Source organism: Streptomyces sp. NPDC052396, assembly GCF_044593195.1.
Lineage (GTDB): Bacteria > Actinomycetota > Actinomycetes > Streptomycetales > Streptomycetaceae > Streptomyces.
This window is the reverse complement of sequence record NZ_JBIUAW010000004.1, coordinates 510,803-522,728: the sequence shown is the minus strand read 5'-3', so window position 1 is coordinate 522,728 and position 11,926 is coordinate 510,803. Positions and strand designations below refer to the sequence as shown.

Annotated in this window: 9 protein-coding genes; 6 read left to right on the top strand and 3 right to left on the bottom strand. The window is 71.0% G+C overall.

The window, feature by feature from the left end; translation table 11 throughout:
- Positions 1–80 precede the first annotated feature (80 nt).
- Positions 81–1,643: an N-acetylmuramoyl-L-alanine amidase gene (locus tag ACIHFE_RS13730; RefSeq protein ID WP_400106039.1), complete on the bottom strand. Its 1,563-nt coding sequence runs from the start codon at positions 1,641–1,643 to the stop codon at positions 81–83.
- A gap of 128 nt (positions 1,644–1,771) precedes the next feature.
- On the opposite strand from ACIHFE_RS13730, the gene ACIHFE_RS13725 reads away from it, so the two are divergent.
- The 4 genes from ACIHFE_RS13725 (at position 1,772) to ACIHFE_RS13710 (ending at position 7,382) form a co-directional block, all read left to right on the top strand.
- Positions 1,772–2,524 (top strand): TIGR03089 family protein, encoded by a 753-nt coding sequence (locus tag ACIHFE_RS13725; RefSeq protein WP_400106038.1) that lies wholly within the window; start codon positions 1,772–1,774, stop codon positions 2,522–2,524.
- A 69-nt stretch (positions 2,525–2,593) separates the two neighbouring features.
- On the top strand, positions 2,594–3,751 hold the full coding sequence (locus tag ACIHFE_RS13720; protein ID WP_400106037.1) for an LCP family protein: 1,158 nt from the start codon (positions 2,594–2,596) through the stop codon (positions 3,749–3,751).
- Positions 3,752–3,909: 158 nt separating this feature from the next.
- Positions 3,910–5,670, top strand: coding sequence for an LCP family protein (locus ACIHFE_RS13715; protein WP_400106036.1), 1,761 nt, complete (start codon positions 3,910–3,912; stop codon positions 5,668–5,670).
- Between the two features lie 107 nt (positions 5,671–5,777).
- Positions 5,778–7,382 carry an LCP family protein gene (locus ACIHFE_RS13710; protein ID WP_400106035.1) on the top strand — a complete coding sequence of 535 codons (1,605 nt, stop codon included), beginning with the start codon at positions 5,778–5,780 and terminating at the stop codon, positions 7,380–7,382.
- Between the two features lie 86 nt (positions 7,383–7,468).
- On the opposite strand, the gene ACIHFE_RS13705 is transcribed toward ACIHFE_RS13710, so the two are convergent.
- Positions 7,469–8,479: a glycosyltransferase family 2 protein gene (locus ACIHFE_RS13705; RefSeq protein ID WP_400106034.1), complete on the bottom strand. Its 1,011-nt coding sequence runs from the start codon at positions 8,477–8,479 to the stop codon at positions 7,469–7,471.
- A 262-nt stretch (positions 8,480–8,741) separates the two neighbouring features.
- Here ACIHFE_RS13705 and ACIHFE_RS13700 point away from each other — a divergent pair, with 262 nt between their 5' ends.
- Positions 8,742–10,133 (top strand): LCP family protein, encoded by a 1,392-nt coding sequence (locus tag ACIHFE_RS13700; protein WP_400106079.1) that lies wholly within the window; start codon positions 8,742–8,744, stop codon positions 10,131–10,133.
- A 10-nt stretch (positions 10,134–10,143) separates the two neighbouring features.
- Here the strand turns inward: ACIHFE_RS13700 and ACIHFE_RS13695 are convergent, their stop codons facing one another.
- A complete protein-coding gene (locus ACIHFE_RS13695; RefSeq protein ID WP_400106033.1) occupies positions 10,144–10,701 on the bottom strand; it encodes an acyl-CoA thioesterase in 558 nt (185 codons plus the stop codon).
- A gap of 91 nt (positions 10,702–10,792) precedes the next feature.
- Between ACIHFE_RS13695 and ACIHFE_RS13690 the strand changes: the two genes are divergently transcribed.
- Positions 10,793–11,911 (top strand): LCP family protein, encoded by a 1,119-nt coding sequence (locus ACIHFE_RS13690; protein ID WP_400106032.1) that lies wholly within the window; start codon positions 10,793–10,795, stop codon positions 11,909–11,911.
- Positions 11,912–11,926 lie beyond the last annotated feature (15 nt).

The following is an 11,926-nucleotide window of genomic DNA, read 5'->3' as shown; positions in this document are numbered from 1 at the left end:
GGTCTCTGCTTCCTGCTGGGGGCCGGGCCTTTTAAACGGCGGCCAGTGTATGCAGAACGTACGGTTCCGGCCGCGCCCGGTCAGCGTCCCTGGAGCCGGGCCGCCGTGCTGCGGATGCTGCCCAGCTTTTCGTAGAGCCGGTCTCCCGGGCATTCGGTGTTGTATCCGTCGCGATGTCCGGAGATGGCCTTGAGCTTGACCTTCTTGCCTTTCTTGTAGCGGTTTCCGCCCGCCGAGGTGAGCGTGGCGCGTCCCTTGGGGTTACCGCCGTACAGTCCGAGCTTCCAGGCGGTCAGCCGGGCCACCGCGTTCACCGCGGCGGAGGACGGTTTGGTCTTGCTGTACGTCCCGAGAACCGCGATGCCCATGCTGTTGGTGTTGAAACCGAGCGTATGCGCGCCCCGCACCGGCTTGGCCACACCCCCCGCACGGCCTTCGTAGACGGTCCCGCACTTGTCGACGAGGAAGTTGTAGCCGATGTCCCGCCAGCCGCTGCTGACCACGTGATAGCGGTAGATACCGCGGATGACGGAGGGGGCCTGCGCACAGGTGTAGCTGTTGCCGGAGGCGGTGTGGTGGACAAAGGCCGCCTTCACCGACTTGCTGTAGACAAAGCCCTGCTCCCGGATGGACTCGTCGGCGCCCCAGCCCGCCCGGGTGACGATGCGCGGGCGGGAGGCGGCGTACCCGGAGTAGTCGCTGTCGTCCGAGTCGTCGCCCAGGTCGTCGGGATCGCCGAGGTCCCCGCCGGTGGCGGCGGTCGCCGAGTCGTCCTCGTCGGCCGGGCGCAGCGGTCCGGGCCGCTCCTGCGGCTGGGACTGCTCCGGGGCCCCCTCCTCCGGCTGCCCGGTCTCCGGGGACGGCTCCTGGGCCGACGGGCCGGCCTCCGACGGGGCGTGCTCCGGGTCGTCGTCGTCCACCGCGATCATCGCGGCGGCCTCGTCGGCCGAGGGCGGCTGGTCCCCGGCCGGGATCTCGGTGGCGCCCATGGGTGCCAGCGGGGCGTTGGCGGCGGAGCTGTCGCGCGCCTGGCCGTCGGGGTCGTCCGGCCCGGGCGCCGAGCGGCGGCCGCCCTTGCGGGCCGGGCCGCCGCCCGGGTCCACCAGTTCCAGCCGCATGCCCCGGGGCAGGGCGGCGCTCCGGGCGATGCCCCGGGTGGCGCCCTCGGGGACGACCCGCGCCTCCACGGCGTCCGAGGCGCCCACCCACAGCGGGGCGGTGGCCCCCTTGCGCCCGCTCCGCGCCTCCGGGCTGTCCAGGTCGGGCCGGTCGTGGTCCTGGACCTGGACGTCCTGCCAGGCGGACCAGGTGCGGCTGCCCGCCGCCCGGGTGCGCACCTGGGCCCGGCCGCGCAGTTCGGTGGCGGCGTTGTCCCAGACGATGCCGACCAGCGAGAAGGGCTTGACCCGCTGCGGGGCCACCCCCTGCACCACCGGCACGGCCGCGGTGCGCCCGCCGCCGGCGGGCAGCGCGACCAGGGGCAGCGACTGGGTGGACCCGGGCAGCTCCCCGGTCCCCGCCACGGCGGCCGGGGCGACCGGGACGGCACGGCCGGGGACGGCATGGCCGGAGGCGGCAAGGCCGGGCAGGGTCAGGGCGGCCGCACAGGCCGTGACGGTCGAAGTGGCAAGGATTCCGCGCATGTCAAGCATCCTGGACATACCGTCTTAAATCTGTCCATTCGTAAGCTGATGACCAGTCGGCCGCCGGGCGTGTCCCCTGCCGCCCGCCCGACTGACCGTCACCGGGCGCGCCGCGTACCCTGACGCCGATGAACGCCACCGATCGCACCCCTGCCGACCTGCTGCGTTCCGCGCTCGCCGCGGACCCGTCCCGCCCCCTGGTGACCTTCTACGACGACGCCACCGGCGAACGCGTGGAACTGTCCGTGGCCACCTTCGCCAATTGGGTGGCGAAAACCGCCAATCTGCTCCAGGACGACCTGGCCGCCGAGCCCGGCGACCGCCTGGCCCTGCTGCTGCCCGCCCACTGGCAGACCGCCGTCTGGCTGCTGGCCTGCTCGTCCACCGGGGTGGCGGCCGCGGTGGACGGCGATCCGGCCGCCGCCGGCCTGGTGGTCAGCGGGCCGGACACCCTTGAGGCAGCGCGCGCCTGTTCCGGGGAGCGCGTCGCGCTCGCCCTGCGCCCACTGGGCGGCCGTTTCCCGCAGCCACCGGAGGGCTTCGCCGACTACGCGGTGGAGGTGCCCTCCCAGGGCGACCGGTTCACCCCGTACGCCCCGGTGGACCCCGACGCCCCCGCTCTGACGGTGGGCGGCCTGGAGCTCACCGGCGCCCAGCTGGTCGACCGGGCCCGCCAGGACGCGCTCCGGCTGGGCCTCCAGCCCGGCTCCCGGCTGCTGTCCGGCCTGCCGTACCAGGACTGGGACGGGCTCTCGGCCGGCCTGTTCGCCCCGCTGGCCGCGGGCGCGTCCGTGGTGCTCTGCCGCAACCTGGACCGGCTGCCGGCGGACGGCCTGGCCAAGCGCCTGGAGAGCGAGCGCGTCACCGTGACGGCCCTCTGACGCTGCCGGACCGCCCCGGCCGCGCGATGATCGGGCGTACCCCGTCCATGCGGAGGAGGACGCTCAGCCGTGATCCATCGCCCCATCGCCCCCGGCCCGGTCCGGGTGCCCGCGCACCGGCGCGGGCGCCGCTGGCTGCGCTGGCTGGCGCTGGGGCTGGCCGGGCTGCTGCTGGTACTGACCGGGGTGGGCTGGTACCTCTACGAGCGGCTCAGCGGCAATATCACCACCGACACCCGGACCGCCGAGGAGCTGGCCGAGTACGAGCGCCAGCGCCCCACCGCGCTGGTGGCCGGCGCGCAGAACGTCCTGATCATCGGCTCCGACAGCCGCACCGGCTCCGAGAACTCGAAGTACGGCGAGGACAGCGGCACCCAGCGCTCGGACACCACCATCCTGCTGCACCTCTCCGCCGACCGGCAGCGGGCGACCGCGGTCAGCCTGCCCCGGGACCTGATGGCGCACATCCCCAGTTGCCGCCGGCCCGACGGCAGCCACACCAATGAGCACTTCGCCCAGTTCAACTGGGCCTTTGAGTTCGCCGGCGCGGCCTGCACCATCCGCACCCTGGAGAACATCACCCGGATCCGGATCACCCATCACATCGTGGTGGACTTCAGCAGCTTCAAACGGCTGGTGGACGCGGTGGACGGGGTGCCGGTGTGCCTGCGCAAGCCCGTCGACGACCGTGAGGCGCACCTCCGGCTCCCGGCCGGGCGCCAGATCCTGCACGGGGAGCAGGCGCTGGGCTTCGTCCGGGCCCGCTACAGCATCGGCGACGGCAGCGACACCGAGCGGATGGGCCGTCAGCAGGAGTTCCTGGGCGCCCTGTTCCAGGAGCTGAGCAGCAATGGCGTGCTGCTCAACCCCACCCGGCTCTATCCGGTGCTGGACGCCGCCACCAAGTCGCTGACCACCGACGCCGGGCTGGACTCGCTCAAGAAGATGTACGACCTGGTGCGCACGGTGCGCCATATCCCCACCGAGCGGGTGCAGTTCCTGACCGTGCCCCGCCGGCCCTATCCCTACAACCCGGACCGGGACGAGCTGGTGCAGCCGGATGCCGACCAGCTCTTCGAACTGCTGCGCAAGGACCAGGCGGTGTCGGTCACTCAGCACATCCGCCCGGCCGACAACAAGCCGCCCCGGGACGGGGACGGCGACCCGTCGGCCAGCCGTCCGCCCACCTATGAGGGGACCACGGCGGCACGCGGTATCTGTGACTGATCACTTTTGCCGTCAATTGACCGGTTATCGGCGGTCCGTGATTTGTCACCGGCGTCGCTTGGCGCTGAACTGGGCCGATAGTGTGAGCGATCTGTGCGTAGGCCACGCGACCACGCACCCCTCAGACGACCCGGCACCGACGGAGGATTCAGGCGACCGTGGACGCGCAAGGCCGTGGCCAGGCGGACGGCATCGACCCCGCCGACCAGTGGGTGTTCGACCCCGAGACCGGCAATTACGAACTGCGGCTGAACCCCGCCGGGCAACCGGCGCCGGACCCCGCCCGGCCGGCCACCCCCCAACCGGCCGTTCCCCTGCCGGCCGCCGCCGAACCCGCCGCCGCCAAGCCCGCCGTTCCCGAGCAGCGCGGCACCGGCCGGCGCGGCGGCCGGGCGGGCGCCAAGGCCAAGGCCGCCGCCGGGGCCCCCACCACCGGGCGCCGCAAGCCCCGGCCCAAGCCCTCCGCGAAGAAGAAGGTGCTGGCCTGGACCGGCGGCACCCTGGGCTTTCTGCTGGTCGGCAGCTCCATAGCCGCGTATCTGATCTACGAGCACCTCAACAACAACATCGAGAAGGTCGATGTCGGGGTGAAGAACGACGCGGTGCCCGACGGCCCGGTCAACATCCTGGTCATTGGCACCGACAAGCGCTCCGGCAAGGGCAACACCGGCTACGGCGACGACGGCAGCGTGGGCCACGCCGACACCACCCTGCTCTTCCATGTCGCCGAGGACCGCAGCAACGCCACGGTCGTCTCCATCCCGCGCGACATGATCGTGGACGTTCCGCAGTGCCCCACCAAGCAGGGCGGCACCACCAAGCAGATACCCGGCTCCCACAACGTCCGCTTCAACGAGAGCCTGGGCCAGGAGGACCGGGACCCGGGCTGCACCTGGCGCACCGTGGAGCAGATCACCGGGCTGAAGGTCAGTCACTTCATGATGGCCGACTTCAACGCGGTCAAGCAGCTGTCCTCGGCGGTGGGCGGGGTGGAGGTGTGCCTGGGCAAGGACATCAACGACCCCAAGTCTCACCTCAAGCTGAGCAAGGGCCGCCATGAGATCGAGGGCGAGGACGCGCTGGCCTTCGTCCGTACCCGGCACAGCGTGGGCTTCGAGAGCGATCTGGACCGCATCAAGCTCCAGCAGCAGTTCCTGAGTTCGATGATCCGGAAGATGAAGTCCGGGGACACCCTGTCCAACCCCAAGAAGCTCTACGACCTGGGCAACGCCGCCACCAAGTCGCTGACCGTGGACACCGGCATCGGCTCCATATCCAAACTCACCAGCCTCGGCCGGGAGTTGAGCAAGGTGAGCCTGAAGAACATCACCTTCACCACCCTGCCGGTGCTGGACAACCCGGCGGACGGCAAGGTGCACAAGACCGTCATCATGGACAAGGCCAAGGCCGAGCCGCTGCTGGACATGGTCCGCCAGGATGTCTCGCTCACCGAGGTGAAGCAGAAGGAGAAGGCGGCCAAGGAGGAGAAGGACGCCAAGCAGCAGGCGCTCCTCAAGGGCCCCCGGGCCGACCCCGCGGCCGTCCGGGTCAAGGTGTTCAACGGCAGCGGCAAGCTGGGCGCGGCCCAGGAGACCGTCAGCTGGCTGCAGAACACCAAGGGCATGATCCGGTCCGGCAACGGCGGCAACGCCCCCGCCAAGAAGGTGGCCAGGACCACCCTGGAGTTCGCCCCCGACCAGGCCGACCAGGCCCGCCGGCTGGCCGATGTCATGGGCCTGTCCGCGGACGCGCTCAAGCAGGGCACCGCCAACGCGGGCCCCACCGGGGAGATGACGCTCACCCTGGGCGAGGACTTCAAGGGCGCCGGCACCCCGGTCAACGCGCCCAAGGCCCCGGCCAAGGCGCCCGAGGGCATCCAGAAGATCGAAGCGGACGACCAGAACATCTGCGCGAAGTAGTCCACCAAGTGAACCGTGCGCACAAATTTGCGCATCTAGCCCAGTAACACCAGGTACACCAGGTCATACACGCCTGCCCATCGGGCCGGACGCTTAGGGGAGGCCCGATGGGGCGCAGCAGCGCACAGGGGGATGAGAAGGACACCGCGGAGGCGAAGGGGAAGCCCCGCGGCCGCAAGGCCCGAATACTGCGCTGGAGCGCCATCTCGCTGGCGGTGGTGGTGCTCGGCGCGTCCGGCGCCGCCTATGTCTACTACCAGCACCTCAACCACAACATCCGCAAGAGCGCCCTCAACCTCAGCGACAAGCCGCTGGACCGCAGCGTGCCCAACTCGGCCGGCCAACGCCCGCTGAACATCCTGCTGTTGGGCTCCGACAGCCGGGCCGGCAAGGAGAACCAGGACCTCGGCGGCGCCCGCGACGACGCCGACCGGCCGGGGCTGGCCGATGTGGAGATGCTGGTGCATGTCTCCGCCGACCGCGGCAACATGTCGGTGATCAGCGTGCCCCGGGACACCCGGGTGACCATCCCCAAGTGCACCGACCCCTCCGACGGCAAGGTCTACCCGGAGACCCACAGCCAGATCATCAACACCAGCCTGCAGAACGGCGGTCCGGGCTGCACGGTGGCCGCCTGGGAGGAGCTCACCGGCATCCCCATCGACCACTTTATGATGATCGACTTCTCGGGTGTGGTGAGCATGGCGGACGCGGTGGGCGGGGTGCCGGTCTGTGTGGACGGCAATGTCTACGACGACAAGTCCGGCCTGCGGCTGACCAAGGGCAGCCACACCATCAAGGGCGAGCAGGCTCTCCAGTGGCTGCGCACCCGGCATGGCTTCGAGGACGGCAGCGACATCGGCCGTACCCACGCCCAGCACATGTATATGAACGCGATGGTGCGCCAGCTCAAGAGCGGCACCAAGCTCACCGACCCGGGCCAGCTGACCGGACTGGCCGAGGCGGCCACCAAGGCGCTCACCGTGGACAAGGACCTGGGCTCCGTGAAGAAGCTCTACGACCTGGCCAACGATGTACGCCGGGTGCCGACCGCCCGGATCACCATGACCACCATGCCCTGGGCCGCCGACCCCCAGGACCCGGACGCCCATGTGGTGCCCAAGGCGGGCGACGCCGACAAGCTGTTCTCCCTGGTCCGCAATGACATCGCGCTGGACGGCAAGGACAAGCCCAGGGACGACAAGGACGACAAGAAGGCGCGCGCCACCGCCGACAAGGCCAAGGCCGGCATCCCGGTCACGGTGGCCAACGGCACCGGCACCGTGGTGCTGCCGCCGGTCACCGGGCGCGGCTCGGACATCGCCGCCTTCCTGGTCAAGCAGGGCTTCGCCAAGGCCACCGCGGACTCCACCCCCAGGGCCCAGGCGGACACCACCATCACCTACCCGCACGCCGGACAGCGCGCCGACGCCCTGGCCGTGGCCAAGGCCATCGGGCTGCCCGGCAGCGCGGTACGGCTGTCCCCCGCCGCGGACGGGATCACCCTGGTGGTGGGCGGGGACTGGCGCAAGGGCACCGCCTACCCGGCCCAGGGCGAGGACGACGAGGCCACCCAGGACGACCCGTCGAAGAATGACTCGTCCAAGAAGGACGACAAGCCCTCCGACAACAAGGTCCCGCAGAGCGCCGATCCGCTCAACGGCGAGGACAAGTCGGCCTGTATGAAGGTCAATTCACTCAACCGCTTCTGAGCCGCCCTCAGGAGCGCGGGGCGGCCGCGCCCTGCGGCTCCGCCGCGTGGGCGCGCCCCACCACCGCCGGCCCGCACCCCAAAACGCTAGCCCTTGACCGCCGGCCGCCGGCTGGCGATCACCCGCTCGGCCAGCGAGCGCGGGCTGGTCAGGAAGCCGAAGCCCCAGGACATATGCATGGTCGCCAGGGCCACCGGAATCCGCAGCCGGGCACCTGCCGAAAGGCCCTTGCCGGCCGGCACCGAACCCGCGGCGATCGCGGCCAGATACCCGGCCGGGACCAGCAGGCCCCAGGGGGTGAGCACGGCACCCACCACGATCCCGGCGGCGATGGCCAGCACCGCGGCCGGCGGCGCCAGATAGCGCAGATTGATGGAGCCCTTGTGGAAGCGGGCGACCACATGCCGCCAACGCCCGTAGTCCTTGTACTGCTTGGCCAGCGCCCGCACGCTGGGCCGCGGCCGGTAGGAGACCCTGAGCTCCGGCGAGAACCAGATCAGCCCGCCCGCCTCACGGATGCGGAAGTTCAGCTCCCAGTCCTGGGCGCGGATGAACTCCTCGTTGTAGCCGCCCTGTTGCTCCAGCGCCGAGCGCCGGAAGACCCCCAGGTACACGGTCTCCGCCGGGCCCGCCGCGCCACCGGTGTGGAAGGCCGCGTTGCCCACTCCGATCTTGGAGGTCATGGCGGCGGCCACCGCCCGCTCCCAGTCGTTCTCCCCCTCGGCGTGCATGATCCCGCCGACGTTCTGCGCCCCGGTCTCGTCCAGCAGACGTACCGCTGTGGCGATGTAGTCGGGCGAGAGCATGCCGTGACCGTCCACCCGGACCACGATGGGATGGCGGGACGCCTTGATCGCCGCATTGAGCGCGGCGGGGGTACGGCCGGTGGGGTTGGGCACCGTGTGCACCCGCGGGTCCTCGCGGACCAGCTCGGCGGCGATCTCGTCGGTCCGGTCGGCGGACGGGCCGAGGGCGATCACCACCTCCAGTTCACCGGCGTAGTCCTGCTCCAGGATGTGCCGAACGGCGGTGCGCAGATGGCGCTCCTCGTTGAGCACCGGCATGATCACGGAAACGGGGGGCTGCTGCTCTGGCATGGTTCCTCGGGGGTACGGGGGTCGGGGTCACCCCCCGGCGGACAGCGGAATCATCGGCCCACGTTACCGCCAACGGGGGACATGCCCGGCCCCGCCCGGGTGGCCGGGCCGCTGACCAGCGGCGTGGGGCCGCTATCCGCTGATCGTATGGACCTACCGTGGCGGCGGTTCCTGCCCGCCCTCAGCGGAGGTGCTCGTCATGGCCACACCGGACCGTACCCGCCGCGCCCGGCACGGTGTGCCGCGCCGCCCCCGCTGGGGAATGCGCCTCGCCGCCGTGGTCTCCCTGGCGATCCTGGGCACCAGCGGCATCGGGCACGCCGTGGTCCATGGCATCAACCGGGGCATCGGACGCCTGGACCCCTTCGCCGGCCTGTCCAACCGGCCGCGCGGCAGCGTCGGGCTCAATGTGCTGCTGGTCGGCACCGACAGCCGGGAGTCCATCACCGAGGAGCAGCGCACCCGCTACAAGCTGGGCGGTGACGCCTGTCACTGCACCGACACCATGATGCTGGTGCACCTCTCCGCCGACCGGGACCGGGCCAGCGTGGTGAGCCTGCCGCGGGACACCTACACCGTGTTCCCCGAGCGCACCGACCGCCTGGGCCGCCTCCATCCGGCCCATCCGCAGAAGCTCAACGCGGCCTACGCCGAGGGCGGCCCGACTCTGACCGTCAAGGCGGTGGAGCGGCTGACCGGGGTGCATATCGACCACTATCTGGAGGTCGACTTCAGCAGCTTTATGAAGACCGTCGACCTGCTGGGCGGGGTCCAGGTGTGCACCACCCGGCCGCTGAAGGACAGCTACAGCGGGCTGGACCTGCCGGTGGGCACCAGCACCCTGGGCGGCGGACAGGCCTTGCAGTACGTCCGCGCCCGGCATGTGGACAGCAATTCCGACCTGGGCCGGATGCGGCGGCAGCAGCGCTTTGTCGCCTCCCTGCTGCACCAGGTGACCAGCAGCGGGACGCTGCTCAACCCGGTCCGCTTCCAGCAGGTCGCGGCCACCCTGCTGGGCTCGGTACGGGCCGACCGCGGCTTTGGCACCGATGAGCTGGTGGAACTGGGGCGCAAGCTCAAGGACCTCTCCCCCGCGTCCTCCGAGTTCACCTCGGTACCGGTTTCCACGATCGACTTCCCGGTGAAGGGGGTCGGCTCCACGGTGAAGTGGGACGAGCCCGCGGCGGCCAGGATCTTCCAGGCGCTGCGCGAAGACCGGCCGATCGCGCTGCCGGCCCGGCGGGCCCAGGACGGCAAACCACCGGTGCGGCCGACGCTGGTGGAGGTGGCGCCCGGCCGGATCCATGTCCAGGTGCTCAACGGCACCCGGCGCACCGGTCTGGGCCGGGTCACCGACGAGGCGCTGCGCGCCACCGGCTTCGCCACCACCGGCACCCCCGGTGACGCGCCCCCGGTCCGGCACACGGTGATCGGCTTCGACCCGCGCTGGGACCGCTCGGTGCGCACCGTGGCGGCCGCCCTGCCCGGCGCGGAACTGCGGGCGGTGCCCGGCCAGGGCCCGCTGGTCCAGGTGGTGCTGGGCGATGACTTCGTCGCGGTGCACCCGGTACGGGTCGCCGGGCCGCCGCCCGAGCACCCCAGCGGCACCCAGGTGGTCACCGGCGACCAGGTGGCCTGCGCCGACGGGACCTGACCGGCGCCGGTCAGTCCTGGAAGCCCTCCGCGGCCCGGTTCTCCCGCAGCTCGCGGATGGCCCGGCGGCGGGCCAGGCGGTGGGTGCGCCGGATCTGGGCCTCCTGGTAGCGCCGCCGGTCCCGCTCGGTCTCCGGCATTACCGGCGGCACCGGGCGCGGCTTGCCGTCCTCGTCGACCGCGGCGAACACCAGATAGGCGCTGCCGACCTGGGTGGCCGCGGTGGACTCGTTCCACCGCTCGGCCAGCACCCGCACCCCGATCTCCATCGAGGACCGACCGGTCCAGTTCACCTGGGCCTTCACATGGACCAGGTCACCGACGCGGACCGGCTCCAGAAAGGCCATCTCGTCCATGGAGGCGGTGACGGCCGGTCCCCCGGAGTGCCGTCCGGCCACCGCTCCGGCGACATCGTCCACCAGCTTCATGATCACGCCGCCGTGCACGGTGCCCAGCAGATTGGTCTCATTGGCGGTCATGATGTGGGACAGCGTGGTGCGCGAGGCCGAAGTCGGCTTGCCGGGTATGCCGGACGCCTCCGGCTCCGGGCTCCGGTCCTTGTTGGTCATGTCACCCACTATGCATCAGCTCTGCAACAGCCCTGCTCCGGTCCGGGTACAGCGGCCGGGGCAAAAGGGATCTTCATGCACACTTCATCGTATGAGCGAAGACCGCCGGGCCGTCCGGCGGGACGCAGGCCCCCCACAGCTCCGTCCCGCCGCCCACGACGGCTACAACACGGGACAGATATACGGACGCGGCAGCGGCAACCCCGGCAGCCCCACCCGCCGCCGTCCCCGCTGGGGGCGCCGGATCGGCATCGGCCTGCTGGCTCTGCTGGTGCTGCTGCTGGCCGTATCGGCCGGCACCTACTTCTGGGCCGACTCCAAGCTGCGCCGTGAGGTGGACCTGGGCACGGTGCCGGACCGGGCGCCGTCCGGGAAGGGCACCAACTACCTGATCGTCGGCTCCGACAGCCGCGAGGGCCTGTCGGACAAGGAGAAGCAGGAGCTGCACACCGGCTCCGCCGACGGCAAGCGCACCGACTCGATGATGATCCTGCACACCGGGGACAACGGCACCACCATGCTGAGCCTGCCCCGTGACTCCTATGTCACCATCCCGGCCTTCACCGGCAAGAAGTCCGGCAAGCACTACCCGGCCTCCACCCACAAGCTCAACGAGGCCTATGCGGACGGCGACGCCGAGCTGCTGATCCAGACCATCGAGTACAACACCGGGCTGCATATCGACCACTACGCGGAGATCGGCTTCGGCGGCTTCCGCAGCCTGGTGGACTCCCTCGGCGGGATCGACATCTGCATCGACAAGCCGATCAAGGACCGGGACTCCGGCGCCGACTTCAAGGCGGGCTGCCAGACCCTGGACGGCAAGCAGTCGCTGGCCTACGTCCGCCAGCGCCACCAGGAGGCCGACCAGGACCTGGGCCGGATGCGCAACCAGCAGAAGTTCCTCAACACCCTGGCCAAGCAGGCGGCCTCGCCGTCGACCGTCCTCAACCCCTTCAGGCTCTACCCGGTGATCGGCTCCGGCCTGGACACGCTGATCGTCGACAAGGGCATGGAGCTGTGGGACCTGACCTCGATGTTCTGGGCCATGAAGGACGTCACCGGGGGCGGCGGCCAGCAGCTGACCGTGCCCATCTCCAATGCCAACCTGCCCACCCGCAGCGACGGGGTGGCGGTCAAGTGGGACCCGGTGAAGTCCAAGCGGCTCTTCGGGCAGCTGAAGAACGACGAGAAGGTGGACAAGCCATAGGCGTGCCCGCGCCCC

Excerpts from the sequence above, each read along its gene's own strand:
- ACIHFE_RS13730 (WP_400106039.1), bottom strand. The coding sequence starts at position 1,643 with ATGCGCGGAATCCTTGCCACTTCGACCGTCACGGCCTGTGCGGCCGCC.
- ACIHFE_RS13725 (WP_400106038.1), top strand. The coding sequence starts at position 1,772 with ATGAACGCCACCGATCGCACCCCTGCCGACCTGCTGCGTTCCGCGCTC.
- ACIHFE_RS13710 (WP_400106035.1), top strand. The coding sequence starts at position 5,778 with ATGGGGCGCAGCAGCGCACAGGGGGATGAGAAGGACACCGCGGAGGCG.
- ACIHFE_RS13705 (WP_400106034.1), bottom strand. The coding sequence starts at position 8,479 with ATGCCAGAGCAGCAGCCCCCCGTTTCCGTGATCATGCCGGTGCTCAAC.
- ACIHFE_RS13700 (WP_400106079.1), top strand. The coding sequence starts at position 8,742 with ATGCGCCTCGCCGCCGTGGTCTCCCTGGCGATCCTGGGCACCAGCGGC.
- ACIHFE_RS13695 (WP_400106033.1), bottom strand. The coding sequence starts at position 10,701 with ATGACCAACAAGGACCGGAGCCCGGAGCCGGAGGCGTCCGGCATACCC.
- ACIHFE_RS13690 (WP_400106032.1), top strand. The coding sequence starts at position 10,793 with ATGAGCGAAGACCGCCGGGCCGTCCGGCGGGACGCAGGCCCCCCACAG.